The sequence below is a fragment of the Chitinophaga sp. RAB17 genome (assembly GCF_052114225.1).
In the GTDB taxonomy this organism is placed as follows: domain Bacteria; phylum Bacteroidota; class Bacteroidia; order Chitinophagales; family Chitinophagaceae; genus Chitinophaga.
In genome coordinates this window covers 34,386-60,750 of the sequence record NZ_JBFREI010000013.1, presented here as the reverse complement: position 1 = coordinate 60,750, position 26,365 = coordinate 34,386, and the positions used below count along the sequence as shown (strand labels likewise).

The window sequence follows — 26,365 nt, the reverse complement described above, 5'->3', positions numbered from 1 at the left end:
ATATAATCTTCCTCTTATTGAGGTAAAAAGTATCTTTAACTTACTTATGACAAGATACATTTGTTGTCTCCTATTCATCTTCGGTTGCCAGGCGCAGGTATCTCGGCAGCCGGTACCCCGGGAATCTTTAGTAGCAATTGCACCTGTGATCTATGAACCAGATGCAAACGACACCATATTTGTAACTGCCGGATACCTGGATACCCTGCTTAAAGAACAACCGGCATTCGGATTATCCGTTTATCCTCCTCCCGATAGCAGTACTTTTGCTTCATCACGATTTTCCTCAGAAGCCGGACAGGACGAATTTTACCGTTTTTACGCCTATTTCCTTCGTCAGCAAAATGGAATTGCACCGTTGCAGGAAGCAAGAATCCGACTTATAAAGATCATGCGTGCAGTGAATAGTCTTGAAGCCTTTAAGGCACTTGGAGGAACCTATTTCGGACATATGTACTGGCGGATTGAGGCCTATGCTGAATATGAGTTGCAGCAGCCTTGGAAGAACACCCCATTCCATCCTTCACAGAAAAAAGCGTTCATCAGTTCATTGAAAAATATTTCCTGGAAAGAGCCTCCTGCTGATTTTCAGTTGAATGGCGTGAGCACAGCAATTCATACATTGGATAGTTTAATCACTGATTGCTTTTCTCTGGAGCAGGCGCGAAAATTTCATGATAACTTTTACCGGTAGATGATCTATGATACAACAGCGCTTGTGTATGGGCATAATCCCGGTAATTAAGCATGATTTGCCATCATAATTTCCCGTTCTACACCCGGTATTTCCATTACAAACTCCGCACCGTAGGCAGTGCCGGGTGTTTGATATCCCACCTTCCACTCACCGTTGCAGATTTTTTGTGCCATCAGCAAACAGCTGTACATCGTGAGCGTGTATCCATCCGGACTCTTTAATCTCACAGTGGCTTTTCTGCCGGCAGTGTTGTATACCTCCCCCCATACCAGGCTGTAAGCGCTGCTGCGCATTTCATCTGTAGGACCGGAAGGCCGTTGACCGATTTTCTTTTTAATAAAATTCCGGACAATGGTTGTGCGTAACAACCAGTTAAATAAACCCTGCAATTTCAGTAAACGATATATATTTAACGGGATCCCGGTGTAAGCGGTAATATTGGGAATACCGGTACTGACGTACGCGGTGGCCACATCTCCCCAGGGAATACTCATGGTGAAAAGTTTTTTAGGCCCAAAGTCTATCCACCGCCCATGATGACCAAGCGCCGTACGCACGATCCGTCCTGCTCTTCTCACGGCACCACCTTCGCCTAATTTATACGCCATGGACATTGCTGTGCCGTGAGATACACCACCACCGGTGGTAGCAAAGGCAAGTTTCAGGTCACTGGCATCGGGTAATAATGTTTTTAATAATACTGCTATGCAGTCTGTAGGCACCACATCAAAGCCAGCACCAGGTAAAACCATAATCCCCGCGTTTTTAGCCGCCTGATCGTATTGTTGCAGCATTTCAAAAACAGTAATGTCTCCGTTGATATCCAGGTAATGCGCACCTGCCTGTATACAGGCTTCTACCATGGGTTGCGCCGTTAAGTGAAACGGTCCGGCAGCATGGATCACAAATTTTACTTCTTTCAATGCCTGCACTAATGCAGCAGTATCTTCCAGCGAAATTACCTTGTAGGGTAACTGCAGACGGGATGCCAGTGCACGCAACGCAGCTTCATTTCTACCTGCAAGAACAGGCTGAAGTTGATACTGAGCAGCATATCTGGCAATCAATTCACCAGTATATCCATTAGCGCCATAGAGCAGGAAAGAATTTTGTTGCATGCTGGAAAGTACGAAGAAACGCGATGCAAACGCACTGATCCTAAAGAAATAACTGCTAATTTTCATGCGCAGGCGGCAGGAAAAAGCTTTCCTTTCTCCTGTTGATACATTATCTTATAGACAAAAACCTATGTTATGAAAAGACTCCTGATATTTTTCACGTTATTCCTTTCTTTCGTTGGTATTGTGAAAGCACAAAGCCCGGCAGTAGGGGCCTGGAAATCTGTATCCGGTGAAGTCACCAGTGTATTACTGATTACACCTACCTGGTTTACCGTGACCGACTACGGCGCAAAAAATTTTGTTGCCAGTTATGGCGGCACCTGGAAAGATGCCGGCACTGCGGGCGGAAACCTGGTGACGGTGACAGTTTATTATAATACAGCCAATCCTTCACAGGCCGGAAAAAGTGCAGATATACCAGTAGGAATGGAAAATGAACACCTCGTAACCGGCACTGCCGGCGGTGGCAAACAGGAGTGGACCCGGTTGGATGATGGCACCGGCGCGCTGGCCGGCAACTGGCAGATCACCGCACGGGAAAACGAAGGAAAAATGAATCCCATTCCCAACGGCCCCAGACAAACATTTAAAATTCTGACAGGCACCCGCTTTCAATGGATAGCCATCAATCTCGACTCAGGTGAGTTTTTTGGCTCGGGTGGTGGTACCTATACTTTTGAAAATGGTACTTACACAGAAAAAATAGAATTCTTCTCCCGCGATAGTTCACGGGTAGGCGCCGTGCTTTCCTTTAAAGGGAAAGTAACCGGTAAAGACTGGGATCATAGCGGTCTCAGTTCCAAAGGAGCACCTATTCATGAAGTATGGAGCAGAGATCAACCATAAGAAAAGAGAATTACGAATTATGAATTACGAATTACGGATTTGTGAGAAGATCAATCGCTATGATCTACCCACAAATCCGTAATTCGTAATTCATAATTCGTAATTCGTAATTCTTTCACTATTACCACCCTATTCCGTAATCTTCTCCGTGATTACTGCTGCCGCCCCATAAGCTGCCATGTACCCGATCTATATAAATCGCATTTACCGGCCCGCTGGTACGATCTCCGAAGCTGAGATGATAACCCATCTGCTCCAGGGCGTTACGCGTTTTTTCCGTTGTATTATTATTGAGAAGGATACTTCCCGGACGGGGTTCCCTGTCTTTTATTGTAGTGCCACCAAGTGATAACCACAACTGGTTGGTATTAATGTTGGCGGCTTCTGTGGCCTGTTGTACCGTCATCCCAAATTCTACTACGTTCAGGAAAAACTGTAACAGGTTCTGATCCTGGGTATCACCACCCTGCACGCCAAAGCAAAGAAAAGGTTTTCCTTCTTTTAATGCCATAGAAGGTGTGAGGGTCACCCTTGGTCGTTTACCCGGCGCAATCACATTGAAAGGGCAAATGGCGGAATCCAGTACAAAACTTTGTGCCCGCTGACTCATCCCTACACCGGTTTTACCGGCAATGCAGGCGGGCAGCCAGCCACCGCTGGGTGTAATAGATACTACCCATCCGTCTTTGTCGGCAGCTTCCACGCTGGTAGTACCTCTCCAGAGCCGGTCCATATAAGCGCTGTCGGTAGTGTTATCAGCGTATAAATGATTCAGATCAGCAGCTGGCAAAAACGTAGTGGCGTCATGTTTAGGTACAAAACCACCTGGCTTACGTCCGCTGGTTGTATCAGTGAGCTGCTGGCGTTCCTGCAGGAAATGCAGGTAGGGATTGGTTTTACCCATATAAGGATAAGGGTCACCAGGACCCGCAGCAGCATCGTTTTGCGTAAGATTAATTTGTTTGGCTCTCGCCTTTGCATAGTCTTTACTCAACAATCCTTTAATGGCCGGATGCGTGTTAAAAGCCGGATCACCATAATAAAAATCACGATCAGCAAAGGTGAGGTTCATCGTTTGATAAAGCGTATGGATATAGCTGGTAGAATTATATCCCATGGCTTTCAGGTCAAAGTTTTCCAGGATATTGAGGCTTTGYAGCAACATCGGACCCTGTGTCCATTCCTGGAGTTTATATACTTCTATGCCTTTATAGTTTACATGCAGAGGTTCTTCTTCTACCGGTTTCCATTTTGCCAGGTCTTCCATGGTAATCAAGCCGCCCTGTTCCTGGCAGCCGCGTACAAATTCTTTGGCAATATCACCTTTGTAGAAACGGTCATAGGCTGCCATGATGGCTTCTTTGCGGCTTTTGTGATTGCGTAGTGCCGCCTGTTCTGCTTCTACCATTTTAGTGAGCGTGGCGAGCAGGTCTTTTTGCACAAAAATTTCACCCGCTTCAGGTGCTTCTCTTTTTTCACCGGGATGGGTGAGGAAAACGGCTTTACTGTAAGGCCATTCTTTAATATATTTTTTACCGCGTTCTATACTGTTGGCGGTTTGTGCTTCTATCGGATAGCCGGCAGCCATTTCCATGGCGGGTGCCAGCACTTCCTTTAAACTGAGGGTACCGTATTCCGCCAGCATGTAACAAAGTCCTCCGGCGGTTCCGGGAGTTACAGCAGCGAGTGGACCGTATTCAGGTGGAAAATCATAGCCTTTGCCTTTATAAAAAGCAGGGGTGGCGCCGGTAGGCGCTACGCCCAGGGCGTTGATGGCAATAACTTTCCCGGTTTTAGGATTATAGATGAGGGCTTGTGTTTCACCGCCCCAGCTTAATACATCCCACATAGTGCAGGTAGCAGCCAGCATTGCGCAGGCGGCATCAACGGCGTTACCGTTTTTCTGGAAGATCATGGCGCCGGCGGTGGCAGCCAATGGTTTGCCGGTAACGGCCATCCAGTTTTTACCATGCAAAGGCGGTTTCTGTGTTTGCTGGGCCTGTATCCCGGAGAAAATACCGGAAACCAGTGCGAGAAAAAGTAAGCGTTTCATTGGGCTAATTTAAAGCATTATTTTCACCGTCACCAGCAGCTGTCCGGTATGTCGCATCGTATGCTCTGCTGCATGAAATAATAAGCCGAGTACGGTACTCGGCAGTTGTTTTCTGCCTACACCCCGGAAATCAGTGAGGGTATCTTCGGGTGTAACAGATAATTGCATCAGCGCTTTGTGTGTTTGCGTATTGAAAAGATCCAGTAATTCCTGTAAACGTTTACCAGGCTTCCCTTCCTCGCTGAGGTAAGTCAGCTGCTCCTGTGAGAGCGATTCCGCGCGGGCGTAAGTCAGCAACCGATCGAGTACACCGCTGATATGTTGCAGGTGAAAGCCCGGAGAGGCTACATCGGCTGGTCTTTCCCACAATCGCGCTTCCGGGAAATCCTGCATTAAATCATTCACTTCCAGGTTAGCCTGCAACAATGCGTGGGCTACGGGTTGGAGTAATGCCGGTATATTATCTACCGGCCCGCTCATCCAGTATTCAGTGGCCATAGTGATTGTTTATACTGCTACTGCATCATATACTACTACTTTCTCCCACAGGTGACTGCAGTTTTTGATAAACTCCAGGTGGACAGGATGGTCCTGGTAGGTAGCCTGTCCGGCGAGGTCACTGAAAAAGATAAGTTCAGATACAGCCCAGCTGGTATCCACTACTTCACGTTTTTCAGTACTCGCTACCACGCCTACACGCAGGTCACGCACGGTTTCGATTTTGACCAGGGTTTTTACACCGGCTATCAGCTTATCACGGTCTTCAATAGAGTCCGGGTTCTTCAGCCAGAAGAATACGTGATGTACGATCGGGTATTTTTTTTCCATATTTGTAGCGGGTATTGCTGCTGCAGCTGCCGTACCTGCGGCCAGCGCTGCTGCGGTTCCTAAAAATGTACGTCTGTTTGAAGTGCTCATAATTGGCCTGTTGAGGCGTTGAAAATAATAAAGATCTGTGATTTATTATAGCTTTCATACCGTATTCAGGTACTTTCATCCCATTTTGCGCAGGTGCAAAGCTGCAATTCCTAATATTGCTGTAAATATTGCTCCCTTATGAATCAATTTCGGAAAATTGAATTCGGTATCGTCACCGGTATTTTTTTGTTGCTCTTGTTTTCAGTGTTGTACCCCAGCCTGATATACAACGTTTTTGAGCTGCAGGATATCTATGGAACGAAGTTCGTCAGGTATCACCAGGTGTTCGACTACTACATCCATTTTTTGTTGCCTATAATGGGGCAGATGGCTATGACCTATGTGTCTTTTCTGCTGGTGAATTTTGTCATCGTCCCGGAATTTCTGGAGAAGGAGCGCTGGATAGGAGGGGTGTTGCTGCTATTGCCTTTGGTGGTATTGTATTTCCTAATCGCCATCGTGTGTAACTCTTATTACAATGGTTACCTGTTTGGGGTATATGATACCGTAAGGGGGGCGCATATGCATTTTGTGAAGTCAGCCTTTATTACCACGGTTTTTTCTTCACTCACGTATGTGGTATACTATTTTCTCAAAAAGGCATTTTATGAGATGCTGTATACCCGGTTCAATACGGATATGGCCTTCCGGCAGATGATGACGGAGATCTTCTGGGCCAGCAGCTTATTTGTGGTACTGTTCTGCCTGTCTTTCGGCGATTCCAGGGATATGGCACTGATGATACTCTTCTTTGGTCCCTCCCAGATTGCGGTCTTTTTCATTTTGCGTTACCGCGTGTTTCCCGCTTTTATGGAAATGCACCATAACAAAACGCTGCTGATAAGGGATATTGCCATTGCCATTATCGGTTGTAACGTGCTGATGGCTTTAATAACCAGGGCGCTGGGTCACCGGGATGGACAATGGTTTGCAGCCATTGGGTTAATTGGTGTGTGGATATCGGTGATGCTGGTAACGCCGCTTTGCTGGTTTTTGTCCCGGTCCCGCAAAAAGCACCAGCAAACAGTGGTTACCCTCAAAAAGGCCCTGGGCCGTTCTGCTGCTGACCTGGACTTTTTACGCTCCCAGATCAATCCGCACTTTTTATTCAATGCCCTCAATACGCTGTATGGTACTGCATTGCAGGAAGAGGCTGCCCGTACCAGCGAAGGTATTCAGAAACTGGGCGATATGATGCGCTTTATGCTGCATGACAATCACCAGGAAAAGATACCACTGGATAAGGAAGTCGCCTATTTACAGAACTATATTGCTTTGCAACGGCTGCGCGTATTATCATCTCCTGATATTTTAATAGAAGTAAATATAGATGAAAGTCAGTGCCAGCATGAAATAGCGCCGATGTTGCTGATCCCCTTTGTGGAAAATGCGTTTAAACACGGGATTAGTTTAAGGCACCGCTCCCGTATCGTGATTTCCCTGAGCTGTACCGCAGAACAAATTTTCTTTGATGTGTATAATAGTGTGCACCCCCGTCCGGAAAATGATCCGGAACGTGAAGGAATGGGAATAGGTTTGAACAATGTAAAAGAAAGATTAGCGTTATTATATCCACAACTACATGAATTAAGTATCCGTCAAACCGCTACGGAATTTTTTATCCACCTTACCATCGATGTTAATAAATAAGAAGATGAAGAAAGAAGAAGAAATCACCGCACCCGCGCCGGATGGCATGACCCGCTTTTTATGGTGGCTGGCCGCTGCGGATGCGGATATATTAAAGGATTGCAGAACGGAAAAAGAAAGATATCGTATCATTGGAATATCAGTACTCGTTACCTGGATGTTTGCTACCCTGGCCTGGGGGTATTTCTTTTCTACTATCGTGAATGATGACATGGTAGTAGCCGGGCTGGCCCTGTTTTTCGGCTTCGCTATTTTGTCCATTGACCGTACGCTTATTGCTGCCATGTCGCGCACCAATGGCAGCATTAAAGTAATGCCGGTTATTTTTCGTTTAGTCCTTGCCGTTACTATAGGTTTGTTTATATCACAACCTGTTGTATTAATGTTATTTAAGAAAGACATTGATGCACAGCTGGAACTGAGTAAACAAACCAAGCTCGATGCTTACCGGGAACAACTGGTGAAGCTCAACGCCGGACAGCTGGCTACTTTGCAGCAATCCATCGACCAGGGCAAGGCACAATTGGCACAGAAAGCCGCAGAACTGAAAGTATACAAAGACGGCTATATCAAAGAAACAGATGGCACCGGCGGCTCCGGCAGAATAGGAGAGTCGGATATTGCCCGGGTGAAGAAGTCGGCCTACCTCAAATCAGAAGAAGAACTGCAAACATTGCAGCGGGCCTGGGAGCCGCAACAGCAACAACTGCAGGCGCAGATAGCGAAGATGCACAGTGTGGATAGCCTTAAAGAAACGGTTTATCTGAGTACACTGACCAATGGGTTCCTGGCGCAGATTGAAGCGCTGCATGAACTGACAGAAACACATCCGCCGGTAAAACAACGTTACCGGTTAATCGTATTTATCATCACCCTCATTGAAATAATGCCCCTGCTCAGCAAAATCCTGATGCCCAAAGGAGAATATGATGAGAAGCTGGCTGCCGTTACTGCGCAGGGAGTGGCGTCCGCGCAACTGGAAACGGAAGCCGGGAAGGAACTACAGGAACACTATCAGGCTGCTGCACTGCAGGCCGATAAGGAAACGGTAGATCACCTGTTTGAAGCGACCCGGGACATCCGGAAAGAACAGGCCGAAGCCCTGGTAAAAGAATGGCGTAACCGGGAACATAGCCAGTACCAGCATCTCTGGCAACAGGCTAAAAAATTGTTACTCGGGAAAATTATGTAAATCCCTATCTTGCTAATACGTAAAATAGCCATATGAAGCTGACTGCTATTGCTATAGATGATGAACCGGTGGCGCTGGCTGTTATTAAAAATCATGCCGCCATGGTGCCCTTTCTGGAAATGAAAGGTTTTTTTACCAATGCTTTTGATGCCATCGATTTTTTGAGCAAAGAAAAAGTAGACCTGCTTTTTCTCGATATCAAAATGCCGGATATTTCAGGACTGGACTTTTTGTCCAGTCTGCCCTATCCACCAATGACCGTTTTTACCACCGCCTATTCGGAACATGCGGTGAAAAGTTTTGAGCTGGATGCGATCGACTACCTGCTGAAACCCTTTTCCCTCATACGTTTTATGAAGGCCTGCAATAAAGCCAATAACCTGTTGCAGCTGAAACAACAAAACGGTACGCCGGTAAACAAAGACCAGCCGGATTATATTTTTGTGAAAAGCGGGTATGAACAATTCCGTATTGTACTGGATGATATCCTTTACCTGGAAAGTGCCGGTAATTATGTCAATTTTATTCTTACCGACCGCAAACTGATTTCCCGTTTATCTATGCAGGAAGCTGTTGACCTGTTACCCATTGCTTCTTTTACACGGGTGCATCGCTCCTATATTGTGGCCAATAATAAAATTGAGCGGGCCGACCGGAATTCTCTCTACATCAAAAACATTCCTATTCCTATTGGTGCTGCCTATGCGCCGGCAATCGAACGTATCCTGAACCTGTAAAACCAACTTTTTTTTGCTGGATTGGACCAATTGGTCTAATTTGGTAATGCCATGGGAAAAGCAGAAAGAACGAGACAATTTATCATTGAACAAGCAGCGCCTATTTTCAATAGAAAAGGGGTGGCGGGTACTTCTATCAGTGATATTCTGAAAGCAACCAGGCTGGCTAAAGGCGGCGTGTATGGCAATTTTACCTCTAAAGAGGAAATTGTGATGGAAGTATTTGACTACATCGCGGAAGCGGAACGGCAGCAACTAATGAAAATTACCGCCACCGCCAGCACATCGGTTGGAAAATTTGAAGCCCTCTTCGAGTACTATGCCACGTTCCCGAAAAACCAGCGGGTGGCAGGCGGCTGTCCTATGCTCAATTTCGGTGTGGAAGCAGATGATACCAATCCCGGTCTGAAAAAGAAAGTGAGTGAACTCATTTTATACTATGAGTCGCGTATTGCAAAAATGGTGCAGTACGGGAAGGATAACGGAGAGTTTAAACCGGACTGGGACGAAAAGCAGTTCGCCGTCCGCATGTTTACGATGCTGGAAGGAGCTATCCTGGTGAGTAGTGTGCTGGGGCATAATAAACAAATGCTGGTAATACTGGACGCTTTAAGGGAAGAAATGAAACAACATATGCTTTGATTTTTTTATTGTTAAAAATAAACCAATCGGTCTAAAATATGCAACACCAGGTTTTACCATTATCACTGCGGATGGCAGGTACCATGCTCTCCATGATGAGCCGTCCTTTTCCGGGCGTAACTGCCAGGTTATTTTACCGTTTATACTGCACGCCACCGGCAGGAAAACTACGGGCTACCCATGAACAGCTGCGGGATGAGGCCATACGTCAGCCACTGCGGGTCAGCAGCTATCCTTTTGACGACACCCCTTTGCAAATCACCACCTATCGCTGGGGAAATACCGGTCCCAAAGTACTATTGCTGCATGGCTGGGGAGGTAGTCCTTTCCATTTTAAACAACTCATCACGGCATTGCTGGCCAATGGCTACCAGGTAGTCACCTACGATGCACCGGCACACGGTCACTCCGGTGGCAAACGTACCAACCTGGTGCAGTGGATGCACGTACTGGAACAGGTGATGAAACAGGAAGGGGAGCTGCACGCCATTGTAGGTCATTCCTTTGGTGCATTGAATGCCGCACTCACGCTTTCCCGCAAAGACGTAAGTGTACCTAAACTGGTACTCCTGGGTGCTGCATTGAGTGCTCCCGTATTTTTCGATGAAGCGTTGCGGCTGTTCCGCATTCACCCGGTGGTGATGCCTAAACTGATGACGCTGATCCGTCAGCGCCTGCGGGAAGATCTCTCCGAAATGGACCTGCACCGCTATATCAATGGCATCAAAGCCGGCAGCATATGGATTGCTTATGATACCACCGATACCCTCGCTAAATCCACAGAGATAGATGATTATCTGCAGCTGTATCCGGCCATACAGTCGCTCCGGATCACCGGCGATGGTCACTTCCGGATTATGCGCCATGAGGCAGTGCTGGCAGGGATACTCACCTTCCTGGCGGCCTAGCACAAGATAAATAAAATTAAAAATCCGGCCGGTTTATCATATCTTGCACGCTTCCCGTTAATTCGCTGGTGATATGCATGGTATGACAGACAAAGAACTGGTTGTTCTGGTGCATTCGCAACCTTTAGAGGCGTTCCGGCTCATATACCAGAGGTATTGGGATCCGCTCTTTAATATCGCCTTTAAAAGACTGCAGGATGCTGAGGAAGCCCGTGATATAGTACAGGAGGTGTTTGTAACCGTGTGGGATCAGCGTACGCAGTTACAGCCACGGGAATCCTTGTTGCCCTACCTGCAGGTAATACTCCGCAACCGCATCTTTAACTTATATGCCCGCAACGAAGTAAAACTGCGATACATTGTGGAAACACAATGGCAGGCCACTTTCGCCCACAATAATGCGGCACAGCAACTGACCCTCAAGGAACTGCAATACATTGTCAATGACGCCATCGCACAGTTACCACCACGTATGCAGGAAATATTTCTGCTAAACAGAGAAGAACAATTATCGCCGGCCGAAATAGCCGAACACCTTTCCCTGTCTGTACAAACCGTGAAAAATCAGCTACACCGCGCTACGGAAAAAATGCGCGAACACCTTCGCCGTAAAGTAGATCCTACACTGCTGGTGATCATCATTTCAATTCTCACTGGTAAGTAAATTTTTTGTCATAAATAAAGGAAAGTATGGGCTGCGAATTAAAACTATCATAAAGTATATGCGTTGCCGTTATACCTGGTTCAAAAAATATTATTACCTGAAATATCGGTCAGTGGCCTCTTGGGATGTTACCGTCTATCACTTTTATTTAAAAAAGCCTTATTACATATTTTTCTGTAAATAGTTTTCAATAGCTTTGCATCCCGTGGTTAAAAAAATGTTAAACACGCGGAAACAAAATTGCTTGTGAAGATTTTGCCTGTGTCTGTATTTATTTAAACCTGCACGATCTCTTAGATAGCACACATTGTCCTTTGTAGCCCGGCCCTTGCTGGGCTTAACTGTTGGGGTCATTCCCCTGTAGGATTCCTATGCGGTTACTTCCCGCAAACGGATGCCCTCTTTTATACCAGCAACGTGTCCGGTTAATTGTTGCCCCGTATGTAGTATTTAGTATACATCACAATAACGCTCCAACTATGCACGCAAGTTACAGGAAACTGTTATGGTTACTCCCATGTGTAGCCCTTTCGGCACAATGTCTTTTTTCTCTGGAAGCTTCGGCCCAGTCAAAGAAAAAAGGCAGCTGGCTGTTTGGTAAAAAAGCACCCGTGGCAGCAGCAGATACTGCCACTAAAAAGAAACCCGATACCAAAGGTCTGAAACCTTACAAAGAGGTGATTACCGCCGATGCCGTTTCTAAAGATGGACTGTTTAAAGTACACCGCGTAAAAAACGAGTACTTCTTCGAAATTCCCCTGAAACTGTTAGGCAGACAAATCCTCGTCGTAAATAAACTCTCCAAAGTACCGGAACAACTCAATGATGCCGGCGTTAACAAAGGAATGAACTATGCCAACATGGTCATCTCCTTTGAGAGAGATACCATGCTCAATAAAATCTTCCTGCGTAAACAAAACCCTTTCCTGGAAGTTCCTGCCAACAACGCGATTGCACAATCTGTGGCGGATAACTTTATCCCTTCGGTGATAGAATACTTTAAAATAGAAACCTATAATGCAGATACCACCGCCTTTGTGGTAAATGTGTCGAAAATATTTGATGGCTCTAATAATAGCATCAACAACGTGTTTGACGCCATCGGAATGGGTAGTTCTCCTATCAAAGACCTTTCCCGCATCCGTGCCATCAAAACATTTGAAGATAACATCGTTGCCAAATCAGAACTCACGGCAAAAATTACCGGTGTAGAAGTATCCATAGAAACCACTACCAACCTGGTACTGTTAAGCGAGCATCCTATGACGCCCCGCTTCGCAGACAGGAGAGTAGGGCTCTTTACTACGCCCCGCTGGTATTTCAGTGATGAACAACATAAACTGGAAGAACGGGAACTGATCACCCGTTGGCGCCTGGAACCTAAACCGGAAGACTTACAACGCTATCGGAACGGTGAACTGGTAGAACCCCTGAAGCCCATTATCTATTACATAGATGCCAGCACACCGGCAAAATGGCGCCCCTACATCAAAGCAGGGATTGAAGACTGGCAGAAAGCTTTTGAGGCCGCCGGTTTCAAAAATGCCATCATCGCCAAAGATGCACCTGTAAATGATCCGGACTTTGATGCAGACGATGCCCGCTATTCTGTGGTAACATATGCCGCTTCTGCCAAAGCCAATGCCATGGGCCCCTCAGTGATAGATCCCCGCTCCGGTGAAATCCTGGAAGCAGACATCATCTGGTGGCACAACGTAATGAGCACCCTGCATTCCTGGGTGCGTATCCAAACCGGCGCCATCGATCCCCGCGCCCGCAGCAACCACTTCAGCGATTCGCTGATGGGACACGCCATCCGATTCGTTTCCAGCCATGAGGTAGGACATACCCTCGGCCTGCAACATAACATGGGCAGCTCCTACGCTTTTGAGGTAGACTCCCTGCGCTCTCCTGCATTCACCGCACGCATGGGTGGTACCGCACCCTCTATCATGGATTATGCCCGCTTTAACTACGTAGCACAACCCGGCGATAACGTTACGCAAATCACACCGGCCATTGGCGTATACGATAAATTCGCTATCGGCTGGGCCTATCAGTATACCGGCAGCAAAACGCCGCACGAAGAATTAGCAGCACTCAACAAGCAGTTACGGGCACACGAAAATGACCGCATGTACGCATTCGGCGAACAACAGGACATCCGCGACGCCATCGATCCGCGCTCACAGATAGAAGACCTTGGCAACGATGCGGTGAAAGCAAGCCAATACGGCCTGCAGAACCTGAAACGCATTGTACCTCAGATTTTAAGCTGGACCCGTGAAGAAGGAGACAACTACGATGAAGCCGGCAAAATGCTGAACAGCGCTATCGGCCAGTGGAATCAATACGCCTATCACGTACTGGCTAATGTAGGCGGTATCTACATTACACCTACTGTATATGGTCAGCAGCAAAATACCTACGAACATGTGGAAAAGAAAAAGCAACAGGCTGCCGTGCATTACCTGGTAGCAGAAGTCTTTAACACACCCGCATGGTTATTCAGAAATGATATCTATACCAAAAGCTATCCTATTAAGGAAAGTCCTATTGGTAACATAGAATATGGCGCACTGGTATATGCCAAGAGCCTGCAGTCATATGTGTATTATGATCTGCTCCGTGATGAACGCTTATCCCGCATGCTCGAAAATGAAGCGGCCAACGGTAAAACAGCTTATACCGTGTCAGACCTGATGAGCGATATGCACCAGGGTATCTTCGCCAAAACTTTACGCGGACAAGCACTCGACATCTACGAACGTAACAGCCAGAAAGGCTTTGTGGATGCGCTGATTGTAAGCATCGACAAATCTGTGGTTCGCACTGACGTGAAGAAATTACAAGCGGAGGATCTGCCGGCAGCAATGGAAAATTTCTGCACCTTCTCCTCTCAGCCACCGCTGAAGGAAGAACGTGCCTCCCGTAATATGATGTACTTCGCCGTTAATCGTGTATCCGATGCGGTAAGTGCAAAACGCGGAGAACTGAGCCGCCTGCTGCAATTGCTCAATAGCAAAAAGAATAACGCAGACAGGGCCACCGCTGATCATTACAATGATCTTATTATTCGTATCAACCAGGCTTTAAATAATAAATAATCACCTATCGCTACATGAAAAAAGGTTCAATTTTACTAAAGACACTATGCCTGTTTCTGGCAGTCTGTCTTTCCCCATGGTGGGCGCAGGCGCAAAACAGCCCGCGTATTATTAAGGGTAAAGTAGTGGATGCTGTTTCCGGAGAAGCCCTCATAGGCGTTTCCATTTATGCCAGCAACAAAACTATTGGTACTACTACCGGTACCGATAACATCATAGAAAATATCAGCATTGGTGCTATTACCAACGAGAAAGGGGAGTTTTCCCTAAACCTCCCGGATTCCCTGAAAGTGAAACAACTGACGGTGAATTATATGGGGTATGAAACACGGTTGGTATCCATTACCGGCAGTAATAACTACCATATTACGTTAGCTACTTCCGGTAAAAATCTGAATGAATTTGTTTTTACCGGTTATCAGAATATCCGGAAAAACAGGTCTACCGGTGCGGTTGATAAAATCAGCATGGATAAAATAGAGATCGGTGGTGTGATGAGCGTAGAGCAAATGCTGCAGGGACAGTTGTCCGGTGTGGCTATCACCAGCCTTTCCGGTGCTCCCGGGCAGGCTGCTAAGATTCGTATCCGTGGTACTTCTTCATTACAAGGTACCCAGGACCCATTGTGGGTGATTGACGGGTTACCGGTAGAGGGAACTAATTTACCTAAACTGGAAGATGCCAAAGCCATCGATCAGCTGTATACCTCTTCTATTGCAGGTTACAGCCCGGGGGATATTGAGAGCATCACCGTGCTGAAAGATGCAGCAGCTACTGCTATTTACGGCGCCCGTGCCGCAAATGGCGTGATCGTGATTACTACTAAATCAGGTAAGAGAAATGAACGCGTATCTGTAAACTACCGTAACAATTTTACCTTCACGCAAAAGCCGGATCTGGATCGTCTGAACCTGATGAACAGCGACCAGAAGGTAAACCTGGAACTGGACCTTTTTACCTCCGATTTTACGTACCGGCCAGACAATGGTGAGGTATCCCGTATTTTAAGCAAATATGGTGTAACACCGGAAGATCTCACTGCTAAGGGATTTGATGGCATTAATGCGAATGCCCGCAATGAAATAAATGCACTGAGAGGAATTAATACCAATTGGAAAGACCAGATATTTCGTAGTGCTTTCACACAGGAACACAGTGTAGGTGCTTCCGGTGGTGGCGAAAGAGCTTCCTACTATTTCAGTGGTGGTTATTACGATGAAAAAGGCGTAACCATTGGTACAGGTGCACAACGTTATAACATCACGCTGAAAACAGATTACGACCTGACAGATAAATTAAAGTTCTCTGCAGGCATCTTCGCAAATCAGCGCTCACAAAATTCCTATCTGACCAACCGTTCCGGTAACACCAACCCAGTGAATTATTCCAGGCTGGCCAATCCATACACACAGGTGACCGATAAAGATGGAAATTATGTGTACGACAAAAATATTGTGGGAGATGATAATATCCTTGATTTTAATGTACTGGAAGAACGCGCAAATACTTCCAATAACGTGAAAACCCAGGCCATCAATACCAATTTTAAGCTGGATTACGAAGTGATTCCCCGCCTGCATATCAGCTCCCAGCTGGGTATACAGACAGAGAATACTGCTACGGAACAGATAGCACTGGAGAATACCTATTTTGTAAGACAACAAGCGGATCAGGCAGTACGCTTTGATCCGGCAACCGGTAAAAAATCAACCTTCTTACCCAAAGGAGGTATCATCAATAACGGACAGCAAAGCATGCAGCAGTATACGCTGAAAACACTCGCTGAGTATAGTTTTACAGTGAATAAAAAGCATGAATTCAATGTGATGGGTGGTAATGAAGTGAGAAGGATAAAAGATAAAATGGTTAGCAAAGTGGGTTATGGTTATGATCCACAAACATTGACTACGTTACCGCCAAAATACATGAATGATAATGAAGTTAGTATCCTGTACAGAGACAAGAATCTGTATGTGGAAAATGCCTTCGTATCATTCTTTGGTACTGGTAGTTATACGTACAACAACCGTTATATCCTGGGCGGTAGTATCCGCTTTGATGGCTCCGACCTGTTTGGGGTTGATCCAAAATACAAATATCTCCCGTTATGGTCTGTAAGTGGATTATGGCGTGTGATGGAAGAACCATTTATGAAGAATGTACGTTTCCTCGATATGTTGAATGTTCGCGCTTCCTATGGTTTGCAGGGAAATATCGACAAAAACACATCTCCGTTTGTAGTGGGTAAATATATCAATGTACCGATTCTCCCCGGTGATCCATTGCAGATCATCCAGGTGCAGAATCCACCCAATGCCAAGCTGAGATGGGAGAAAACCGTTAACAAAAATATTGGGATTGATTTTGCGGTGCTGAAGAACAGGGTAAATGTAACAGTAGATTATTATGATCGTCATGGTAAAGACCTGATCAATGCGCGGGCATTACCACAGGAAACGGGCTTCATGACCATGAATGTAAACTGGGCAGAAATGCGCAACAGTGGAATAGAAGCAAGTATCAGCACCCGTAATATTACCCGCAAGGACTTCCGTTGGTCTACCGATTTCAATTTCTCCTATAACAAGAATACTATTCTGCGTGAATCGCTCCCGGACAACTCCGATTACCCTTCCAGGGAAGGTAGTGCTGTTGGTACTATCTGGGGACTCCCATATGCAGGATTGAATGAGCATGGTATGATCATGGTGAACTATAAGGGTAAAACAGAATCACTGTCGGAACTGATGCAGTTACAGGACGATTTTGCAGGTGATCCGGAGCTGGGAGGTTTATTCCCTTACAGCAATCTTACCAACGATCAGATCCGCAATTTATTCACCAATATGGGTACCAGCGAACCACTGTACACAGGTGGTTTGAATAACAACTTTACATATAAAAGATTTGACCTGTCCATCGGGTTAATGTTTAACCTCGGACAGAAAGTAAAGGTGCCGGCTCCTTATAGTCCAAGTACCTATAACCGTGGCACCAACAGCAGTACTGCTATCCTGGACCGCTGGACCGTAGCAAATCCAAATGGTAAATACCCGGCGTTATTTGGCAACACGGCCGCCACTGATCCTGAGCTGAAGTTGCTGGGACATTGGCTGGAAGACAAGATGTACCAATACAATGCCCTCGGTTTATGGATCAGAGATGGTGGCTATGTAAGGGTGCGTAATATCACGCTGGGCTATCGCCTGCCGGAAGCAGTAGGCAACAAAATCCGGATGAAAGGACTGAAGATTACTGCGGAAGCCCGGAACCCATTCGTGTTTGCTAAAAACTACGATGGCTACCTGGATCCGGAAACTATGGGGAATATCTATGCACAACCTATTCCTAAAACATTCACTATCGGCCTTAATGCCTCATTCTAAAATACGGAAGCAAGATGCGTAAAATAATATATGCCACCGGGCTGGTATTAACGATGGCTGCAATGTCATCCTGTAAAAAGTACCTGGATATTGTACCTGTAGGTTCGGTGATCCCCACAACAGTGGCGGACTTTAAAAAAGAGCTGGATGCAGCCTACCTGTTAGCTGAGCTGGATAAAGGATTATCTTCCTACCGCGGTGATGAAATCACCGTCAATGAAACCCGCAGCCGGGATGTGGATGTTATCAGTAACAACTTTTTGTGGGATGAAAATGGTCCCACTAAAGGTCAGACTTACAATTGGCAAACTAAGTACCAGAAGATTTTCTACGCCAACCATATCATTGAAGCAGCACCTGCTGCCACAGGAGGTAGCCAGGCACAGAAAGATCAGCTGATCGGAGAAGCTCATCTGATGCGTGCTTATACCTATTTTAACCTGGTAAATCTGTTTGGTAATGCGTATAATGAAACTACCGCTGCTACTGATAAAGCAGTTCCATTGATTACGGAAGTAGACATGGAGAAAGTAGCCCGTCGTAATACGGTAAAGGAAGTATATACACAGATATTGGCAGATCTGGAACAAGGATTGGCGCTGGTAAATGTGGATGATTTTGAGGTGTCACAATCTTACAGGTTTAGCAAAACAGCTGCCTGGGCCATGGCGGCACGTGTATATTTATATACGCATCAGTGGGACAAAGCGCTCAATGCTGCCAAAGCCGCGCTGGAAAAAAAGAGCACACTGGTAGACTTCAACAACAGCAATGCATTGCCTACTTTGTACAATTCCATTGAAACGATACAGGCGTACGAGCAAAATTTTAATGTGATAACAATACAAACCGCCTACGTATCAGATAAACTCTTTTCCTTATACAATACTACCGGCGATTTACGCCCGAAAATATTTTACGGAAAAGATAGTAAAGGAAAAAATACCGTTGCTAAAGTCGTTAACAGTAACAGCTACAGGCAATCTTTCCGCACCGCGGAAATGTACCTCATCGCCGCTGAAGCAGCAGCACAGCTGAATCAGCCGGATGTTGCCCGTAACTACATCAATCAGTTAACACAGCGTCGTCATACACCGGTATTTCATGCAACAGAGCAGATCCGCCTGGCTACGCTATCCGGCAATGCACTCCTGCAGGAAATATACGATGAAAGATTCCGTGAGCTGTCCTTCGAAGGACACCGCTGGTTTGACCTCCGCAGAACTAAACAACCGGAAATCGTTCATACGCTCAAAGGGAAAACATATACCCTGAAAGCCGGCGATCCCCGCTATACGATACGTATTCCTATGGATGCCGTCGCGAACAACCCGTTATTAAACGAATAAGGTTGTTTTTGCATCCTGTTTTAAAATGCCGTGGGGGAAACCCCGCGGCATTTTACTTTCTACCGAAAAATATTTTTTTACCAGCACTGGTACGATGGAGGTTACTCCCTGTACTTAATTCATCAACCACCCACTATGCTCAACTACCGGTATATCCGTTTTTTATTGCAAAAGCAGCTGCAGGAGGGCCTCAGCGAGGAAGAGGAATTGTTTTTACAGCAATGGTACCAGAGCCTGGAAACCATGCCGGCGGAAATGCCGTCAACGGAAGAACAGGCCGTTTTGAAGCAACATTCCTGGCAGCAACTGTCAGCTATATACGGACAATCAGCTACTCCACCACCGGCAGCTATCATAAAGCATATCCCGCGCTGGCAGCGCTTCGCATGGCCGGCTGCCGCAGCGGTGCTATTATTAATAGGATTAAAATTCCTGTCTCCTGAACAGCCTGCACCCAAACCGGTTGCCTGGGTATCACTCCAATGCCCGCCCGGAAAACGACTCAAAATGGTGCTGCCGGATAGTTCGGTAGTATGGCTCAACAGCGGCTCCAGTCTGCAGTACAACCCCGATTTTGTACAACAACGCCAATTCAATGTCCGCAACGGAGAAGTGTTTTTTGAAGTGGCCAAAGATGCTGCACACCCTTTTATTGTTAAAACAAAAAGCCTGGCCGTAAAAGTATTGGGCACCTCTTTTAATGTAGCCGCCTATACGAAACTGACACAGGAAAAAGTAACCGTGGCTTCCGGTAATGTACAGGTGCTGGATGAGCATCAGTGTAATGTAATCCTGGGCGCCGGTCAGGAAATAGTATATAACAGCAGTAAAGCTTCTTTCTCTACCCAGCTGGTGAATGCCGCCCGCTCCAACAGCTGGCGCAACGGCGATATCTATCTCACTAACGTAAGCCTGGAAGAACTGGCGGTAAAACTGGAAAATATCTACGGCTATGAAGTGGTATTCACGAATAATAAAATGAAGCAATGTATCAACAGCCTGCATTTTAACGATAAAGAACCTGTGACTAAAGTACTGGATCTTTTAAAAATAATAGATAAGATCACCTATACCATCAACAACGGGAAAATAATTATCAGCGGCAAGCCGTGCTGATAATAGCGCCTTACCATTCATACTAAATACCAACTATTTATGAACAATGGATTTTTACCAACCAACATCTATCAAAAAAAATGGGTGAAAGTAATGCTGCTCTGCGGGCTGTTATGCTCGGCCACACAGCTGCGTACCTATGCACAGTCGTACCTGCAAAAGCAAACAACCATTGCTTTCAGCTACGAAACAATTGCTTCCTGCCTGAAGAAACTGCAGACGAAAAGCGCTATCAACATCTCTTATAATGAAAGCGATGTAAAAAAGTATTCTGTTAATACACTTGACTTCAAAAACGCAGGCATCACAGAGATCCTGGATCAGCTGCTGAAAAATACCGACCTGCAATACCGCAGCATGAACGACGGCATTGTTATTTTCCTGAAAGCGGAAAATACAGCACATGCGGCCATGCGCACCATTTCGGGTACGGTTAACAGTGTCAAGGAAAAAGGCCCTGTACCCGGCGCTTCTGTGCTGGTAAAAGGTACTTCCCGTGGTACCGCCACCAATGAAAAAGGAGCGTTCACTATTAAGGTACCCGCCGACAAAAATATACTGGTATTCTCCGCCGTGGGTATGCTGTCCCGCGAACTGGTGATCACCGGCGAAACGATGGACGTACAACTGGCAGAAGATGCCAGAACACTTGGTAGCGTAGTAGTGGTAGGCTACGGACAGGTGAATAAAAAAGACCTCACTGGTTCCGTATCATCCATCAAGACGGATGATATGAAAAAAATGAACACCACCTCTTTCGATGCGGCACTGGCCGGACGCACCGCTGGTGTGAATGCGGTGAAGTCTACCGGTGCACCCGGTGCAGTAGCCAATATCCGCATCCGTGGAGGTACTTCTGCCTATGGTAACAATGAACCCCTGTATGTGATTGACGGTGTGCCTGTGGAAGTAGGCAATGGCCAGGGTAATAAGCAATATGCTGATAATGTATACAGACAAATATCACCACTGGCCAGCATCAACCCGGAAGATATTGAAAGCATGGACATCCTGAAAGATGCCTCTGCTGCGGCCATCTATGGCTCCCGCGCAGCAAACGGTGTAGTGATCATTACCACCAAACGTGGACGCTCCGGTCCCAAAGCAGATATCTCCGTTGGCTACACCGCTTCTGCCGATAATTTTGCTAAAAGGTATCATATGCTGAATGGTGCGGACTACCTGGAAACAGTACAAACTGCCTATAAAAATGGTGGTAAACCTACCCCCAAAGATTCCGTATTGTATCCCGGCACCAGCACCGACTGGCAGCGACTGGTTACCCGTACCGCAATGACCAATAATGTATACCTGAACATCAACGGAGGTTCCAACAATGGTAATACACTGTACTCTGTTTCCGGTAGCGTAACCGACCAGGCTGGTGTCATCAAAAACAGTGGCTTTAAACGCTATAACCTGAGAAGCCGCCTGGAAACGACCCTGTTTGATCGTTTACGCCTCGGTACCAACATGAACTATTCCATGATGGAAAGCACTACCGGTACCGGGTATTATACTATTATCCGTTACCGCCCTGATATTCCGGCCTATGATAGTCTGGGTAGATATGGCGCAACACCGGATAGTTCCCAGGCCAATCCACTGGCACAATTAGCCCGCACAAACCGTAACAGAAGCCAGAATATGATGATGTCATTTTTTGGTGAAATTGAAATCGTGAAAGGACTAAGATGGCGCTCAGATCTCTCCTATAATATTGTAAAGGGAGATATGCTGAACTATACCCCTTCTTCTGATGTGTTTGAAATCAGGAACAACCGGACCGGCTCCAGGGAAGATTATTCCAACAACAGCACTTCCCGCATTTTTGATAACACCCTCTCTTACCTGAAGAGCTTTGGCCAGCATAACCTGAATACGGTAGCCGGGATGTCATTTCAGCAAAGCAAAAGTGATTTTGCCACTATCAAATCCAATAACTTTTCCGATGATGAATCACTGAACCACTTAGGTGGCGCCAGCATCCTCAATACCTGGAGCAGTGGTGGTACGATCAGCGGATTGCAATCTTATTTCCTGCGTGCCAATTATAATTTTGCAGGTAAATATTATTTCACCTTTACTGGTCGTGCAGATGAATCCACTAAATTTTCTCCGGGCAACCGCTGGGCATTCTTCCCATCTGCAGCACTGGCCTATCGTTTAACGGAAGCTGGTTTTATGAAATCTGCTTCCTGGCTGGAAGACATGAAACTGCGCGTATCCATAGGTAAAACCGGTAGTGCCAACTTCTCGGATTTCCAGTATACTACTTTGTTTACTTCCGGCAGTTTCTACAACAGGAAAAATGGGATGATCGTTAATGACGTTCCCAATCCTGATATCCGCTGGGAGTCTACCAATCAGCTGGATGCCGCTGTTGACTTCTCCATGTTTAAAGCAAAACTAAGAGGTACCATCGGGTACTTTAGAAAGTATACCCGTGATATGATTCTCTATCGCAGTATTACCATGGAAACAGGTGCGGCACAACAATATTACAACGTAGGAGACTTCTCCAACCGTGGCGTGGAAGTACAGATCGGAAGTGATGTAATCCGCCATAAAAATTTCAGCTACATCACCGATGTAAACATCACGCGTATACGTAGCCGCGTAGAAAAATTGAATGGTGGCTTCGACCTCAACGGTGTACTGGTAGAAGGACGGAGCATGGGGTATATGGAAGGATTTAAAACAGCCGGTATCTTCCAGTCACAGGCAGAAATTGATGCCCTCAACAAAACCGCCCCGGACGGTTTTTACCAGGCATCCAAAACCGCTCCCGGCGATCTTAAATTTGTGGATGTAAACGGTGATGGCCGCATCACAGATGAGGATCGTGGTATCATCGGAAAATCAGAGCCTGATTTCTACGGCGGATGGAATAACATTGTGCGGATCGGCAAATGGGAAATCACGGCTTTCTTCAATTTCAGCATTGGTAATTCCCTGTATAATAAAGGTCGTAAAGACATGGTGTTATTTGCCAGCAATACCAGTAACTATGCAAGGGAAATTTTAACGGACTCCTGGTCTGAATCCAACAAGGGGGCAAATTTACCTCGCCTGGTCGCGGGTGATCCCAATCAGAACGGACGTGACTCTGATTTCTTCATTGAAAAAGCCGGCTTCTTTAAACTGAAAAATTTACAGATCGCCTACCTCTTTAATACACCTGTGCTGAACCGCGTTCGGATCAATAATATTCGTGTATTCCTGACCGGTAGTAACCTGCTTACTTTAACGCCGTATAAAGGACTGGATCCGGAAGTGAATCCTGCCGGTGCCGGTAATTTTGCGCAAGGCTATGATTCCAATATCTATCCGCTGACCCGTTCATTTACCGCAGGTATTAACGTTAATCTGTAAACGAAAAGATCATGAAACAATATATTATTGCTACGATAGTCACCTCTTTTTTATTTGCTTCCTGCAAGCTGGTAAATGTAACCGATGTATCACCGGTTAACCAGCTGGAAGATGCCAACGCCATTACTTCCGTAGAAAAAGCACAAAGCGCATTATACGGGACTTATGGTATCCTGAACGGCACCGGTTTAGCTTTCAACTACTACATGCCTGCGGCTGCCAGTCTGATGGGACTCACCATGGACCCTGCACAGGATGGTTTTGATTTTGCAGAAAATAATGTTCATACCAGTAATTACTGGCTGGAAAGTATGTACACCGGTGGTTACAAGATGATTAATATGAGCAATCATATTATTACCAAAACCACAGCGCTCAGCGGCAGTGATCCACGTAAAAAGAGGATCATCGGAGAAGCGAAGTTCCTGCGTGCCATGAGCAACTTCTACCTGTTGCGTTTGTTCGGAGAGTTTTACGATACTACCTCTGCATACGGATTGGTGTTACGTGTGGATCCGGTAAAGGATGCAGAAGCCCTTCCCCGCTCCGGTGTGCGTGCCACCTATGACCAGATCAATAAAGACCTGGATGAGGCAATACTTGAAACCAATGAGTTTTCAAGTACTTTTTATGCTTCTAAAATAGCAGCACGGGCGCTGAAATCCAAAGTATTGCTCTATCAGCAACGATACGCGGAAGCCGCTGCTATGGCCAAACTGGTAACCACGAGCAGCCAGCGTAACCTGGAAGATACTTTTAAGACCATCTTCTCCAAAAAAATAAGAGATACAAAAGAGGTGATTTTCCAAACCCCCTATGATGCCGGCACCAATATCAATAACAAGTGCTATGCATTTAATACCTGGTTTGTTCCTTCCGCTTATTACATCGCATTTATGAAAGGCGATCAGCGGGATTCCATGGCTATCAGGGTCACAGGTACCCGCGTGAGGAACGGTAAATTTATGGCCGGCCAGGTGGATGGTGCTCCTTCCAACTCCGATACAGAATATTTTATCCGGTTGGCAGAACTATACCTGGTACAGGCAGAGGCAATTGTGAGAAGCGGTGGTTCGCTGGATGAAGCCAGGGCTGCGTTGAACAAAGTGCGTAAACGTGCATTGATGCCGGATGTAACGATCAATGATAAAGCAGGTTTGCTGAATGCAATCCGTGAAGAGAAGATCCATGAGCTCGGCGCAGAGAGCGGAGAAGAGTGGTATGATCTGGTGAGATATGCCAATAAAGGTGAACTGGATATTAAAACATTTAAACCGGATTTTATGGGTAAGCAACGATATATCCTGCCTATTCCATTGAAATCTATTCAGGCATCCGGTAAAGTGGTGGTACAGAATCAGGGATATTAATAAATGAATGTATGAAGAAGATATTTTTGTTAAGCACGCTATCAGTGAGTTTATCGCTCGGCTGGTGCACTACCACGCAGGCCCAGCAAAATGAAGTGGGTATTGTATTTCGTAAAGATGCTTTTGCGGATGTATTAAAAGAAAGCGCCCGTACCGGCAAGCTGGTGTTCATTGACTGCTATACCAGCTGGTGTGCTCCCTGCAAGTGGATGGAGAAGAATGTATTCGTAAATGATACGGCTGCCACCTACTACAATGCTACGTTTATCAATTACAAAATTGATATGGAAAAAGGAGAGGGCCCTGCACTACGGGAACGTTACAACGTACAGGTGTTTCCTACCTACCTGTTTATCAACAGCAAAGGTGAACTGGTGCATAAAGCTACCTCCCGGATGGAATTACCTGAGTTTATAGACGAAGGAAAGAAAGCCCTGGACCCTGCACGTTCCCTGGCTTCCATGGAAAAGGCTTTTAATAGCGGTCGCCGCAGCAAGGAAAATTTGCTGGCATATGCGTTGGCGTTACAAAAAACAGATCGTAATAAAGCAGATACGGTAAGTAAAATGCTGATCGCACAACTAACAGATGCTGATCTGCAAACGCCCCTGGGATGGCAAACCATACAGGCTTTTTGCTGGGATGAAAATGAAAAGCTGGGTAAATATTTCACAGCTCACGTAAAGGACTATACGAAGAAGTATGATGCAGCAGCAGTTAATAAAATGCAGGAGCGTTTACTGAGCACTACACTATATGGCCTGATCCGTAAAAAGGATAGCACCGCTTTTTATGCCCGTTTGTCTCCCTGGTTAAATACCACAGATGCCGGCTTACAAAAGAAGGCCCTGATGATGGAAGCAGAATTTTACCTCACTACATCCGATGTGAAAAACTTTGTAAAGGTAACAGACAAAGGATTAGCTGGCGTGATGCAACAGGATGATGCCGGCCTGAGCTTCCTGGCTCGTCGTTGTCAGTACCAGGCTGCCGGCGACAAACAATTCCTGCAGCAGGCTTACAAACTGGCAAAACGAGCCGCAGTGATAGCTCCACGGGAGTACAGTAACCAGGGTACCCTGGCTAAAATATGCCAGGAACTGGGTAATAAGCCGGAAGCGCTTGAAGCGGCAGAAGCAGCCTATCAGCTGTCATTACTGGAAACCTCCAAAATCCAGAAGATAGCACAAAAAGAACTGGATGAGATAAAAGAGATGAAATAAAATACGGATCT

At 46.1% G+C, this 26,365-nt stretch carries 19 protein-coding genes; 15 read left to right on the top strand and 4 right to left on the bottom strand.

The window, feature by feature from the left end:
• Nucleotides 1-46: 46 nt before the first annotated feature.
• Nucleotides 47-694, top strand: a complete 648-nt coding sequence (locus tag AB4Z08_RS30240) for a hypothetical protein (protein ID WP_441577525.1) — start codon at nucleotides 47-49, stop codon at nucleotides 692-694.
• A 47-nt stretch (nucleotides 695-741) separates the two neighbouring features.
• On the opposite strand, the gene AB4Z08_RS30235 is transcribed toward AB4Z08_RS30240, so the two are convergent.
• Entirely contained in the window at nucleotides 742-1,815 is a 1,074-nt protein-coding gene (locus AB4Z08_RS30235) for a saccharopine dehydrogenase family protein (RefSeq protein WP_441577524.1), read from the bottom strand.
• 135 nt (nucleotides 1,816-1,950) lie between these two features.
• Between AB4Z08_RS30235 and AB4Z08_RS30230 the strand changes: the two genes are divergently transcribed.
• Entirely contained in the window at nucleotides 1,951-2,664 is a 714-nt protein-coding gene (locus tag AB4Z08_RS30230; RefSeq protein ID WP_441577523.1) for a hypothetical protein, read from the top strand.
• Nucleotides 2,665-2,785: 121 nt separating this feature from the next.
• Here the strand turns inward: AB4Z08_RS30230 and AB4Z08_RS30225 are convergent, their stop codons facing one another.
• From AB4Z08_RS30225 to AB4Z08_RS30215, 3 genes are read right to left on the bottom strand one after another with little or no spacing between them, the layout of a single operon-like run.
• Nucleotides 2,786-4,717 carry a gamma-glutamyltransferase family protein gene (locus AB4Z08_RS30225; protein ID WP_441577522.1) on the bottom strand — a complete coding sequence of 644 codons (1,932 nt, stop codon included), beginning with the start codon at nucleotides 4,715-4,717 and terminating at the stop codon, nucleotides 2,786-2,788.
• A gap of 9 nt (nucleotides 4,718-4,726) precedes the next feature.
• Nucleotides 4,727-5,215 carry a DinB family protein gene (locus tag AB4Z08_RS30220; protein ID WP_441577521.1) on the bottom strand — a complete coding sequence of 163 codons (489 nt, stop codon included), beginning with the start codon at nucleotides 5,213-5,215 and terminating at the stop codon, nucleotides 4,727-4,729.
• A gap of 9 nt (nucleotides 5,216-5,224) precedes the next feature.
• Nucleotides 5,225-5,635 carry a Dabb family protein gene (locus AB4Z08_RS30215; RefSeq protein ID WP_441577520.1) on the bottom strand — a complete coding sequence of 137 codons (411 nt, stop codon included), beginning with the start codon at nucleotides 5,633-5,635 and terminating at the stop codon, nucleotides 5,225-5,227.
• A 138-nt stretch (nucleotides 5,636-5,773) separates the two neighbouring features.
• Here AB4Z08_RS30215 and AB4Z08_RS30210 point away from each other — a divergent pair, with 138 nt between their 5' ends.
• From AB4Z08_RS30210 to AB4Z08_RS30150, 13 genes are all read left to right on the top strand, one after another.
• Nucleotides 5,774-7,285, top strand: a complete 1,512-nt coding sequence (locus AB4Z08_RS30210; RefSeq protein WP_441577519.1) for a sensor histidine kinase — start codon at nucleotides 5,774-5,776, stop codon at nucleotides 7,283-7,285.
• A gap of 4 nt (nucleotides 7,286-7,289) precedes the next feature.
• The gene (locus AB4Z08_RS30205; protein WP_441577518.1) at nucleotides 7,290-8,477 is read left to right on the top strand and encodes a DUF4407 domain-containing protein; all 1,188 of its coding nucleotides are present in this window, start codon (nucleotides 7,290-7,292) and stop codon (nucleotides 8,475-8,477) included.
• A 32-nt stretch (nucleotides 8,478-8,509) separates the two neighbouring features.
• Nucleotides 8,510-9,214: a LytR/AlgR family response regulator transcription factor gene (locus AB4Z08_RS30200; RefSeq protein ID WP_441577517.1), complete on the top strand. Its 705-nt coding sequence runs from the start codon at nucleotides 8,510-8,512 to the stop codon at nucleotides 9,212-9,214.
• A gap of 51 nt (nucleotides 9,215-9,265) precedes the next feature.
• Nucleotides 9,266-9,856, top strand: coding sequence for a TetR/AcrR family transcriptional regulator (locus AB4Z08_RS30195; protein WP_441577516.1), 591 nt, complete (start codon nucleotides 9,266-9,268; stop codon nucleotides 9,854-9,856).
• A gap of 38 nt (nucleotides 9,857-9,894) precedes the next feature.
• Complete coding sequence (locus tag AB4Z08_RS30190; RefSeq protein WP_441577515.1) at nucleotides 9,895-10,764, top strand: alpha/beta fold hydrolase; 870 nt, start codon at nucleotides 9,895-9,897, stop codon at nucleotides 10,762-10,764.
• Nucleotides 10,765-10,837: 73 nt separating this feature from the next.
• Nucleotides 10,838-11,428: an RNA polymerase sigma factor gene (locus tag AB4Z08_RS30185; RefSeq protein WP_441577514.1), complete on the top strand. Its 591-nt coding sequence runs from the start codon at nucleotides 10,838-10,840 to the stop codon at nucleotides 11,426-11,428.
• A 479-nt stretch (nucleotides 11,429-11,907) separates the two neighbouring features.
• On the top strand, nucleotides 11,908-14,535 hold the full coding sequence (locus AB4Z08_RS30180; RefSeq protein ID WP_441577513.1) for a zinc-dependent metalloprotease: 2,628 nt from the start codon (nucleotides 11,908-11,910) through the stop codon (nucleotides 14,533-14,535).
• 14 nt (nucleotides 14,536-14,549) lie between these two features.
• Nucleotides 14,550-17,921 carry a SusC/RagA family TonB-linked outer membrane protein gene (locus AB4Z08_RS30175; RefSeq protein ID WP_441577512.1) on the top strand — a complete coding sequence of 1,124 codons (3,372 nt, stop codon included), beginning with the start codon at nucleotides 14,550-14,552 and terminating at the stop codon, nucleotides 17,919-17,921.
• 14 nt (nucleotides 17,922-17,935) lie between these two features.
• Complete coding sequence (locus AB4Z08_RS30170; RefSeq protein ID WP_441577511.1) at nucleotides 17,936-19,270, top strand: RagB/SusD family nutrient uptake outer membrane protein; 1,335 nt, start codon at nucleotides 17,936-17,938, stop codon at nucleotides 19,268-19,270.
• Between the two features lie 135 nt (nucleotides 19,271-19,405).
• Nucleotides 19,406-20,386 carry a FecR family protein gene (locus tag AB4Z08_RS30165; protein WP_441577510.1) on the top strand — a complete coding sequence of 327 codons (981 nt, stop codon included), beginning with the start codon at nucleotides 19,406-19,408 and terminating at the stop codon, nucleotides 20,384-20,386.
• Between the two features lie 39 nt (nucleotides 20,387-20,425).
• On the top strand, nucleotides 20,426-23,761 hold the full coding sequence (locus tag AB4Z08_RS30160; protein WP_441577509.1) for a TonB-dependent receptor: 3,336 nt from the start codon (nucleotides 20,426-20,428) through the stop codon (nucleotides 23,759-23,761).
• An 11-nt stretch (nucleotides 23,762-23,772) separates the two neighbouring features.
• The gene (locus AB4Z08_RS30155) at nucleotides 23,773-25,131 is read left to right on the top strand and encodes a RagB/SusD family nutrient uptake outer membrane protein (RefSeq protein WP_441577508.1); all 1,359 of its coding nucleotides are present in this window, start codon (nucleotides 23,773-23,775) and stop codon (nucleotides 25,129-25,131) included.
• Between the two features lie 11 nt (nucleotides 25,132-25,142).
• Nucleotides 25,143-26,354 (top strand): thioredoxin family protein, encoded by a 1,212-nt coding sequence (locus AB4Z08_RS30150; protein WP_441577507.1) that lies wholly within the window; start codon nucleotides 25,143-25,145, stop codon nucleotides 26,352-26,354.
• Nucleotides 26,355-26,365: the final 11 nt, after the last annotated feature.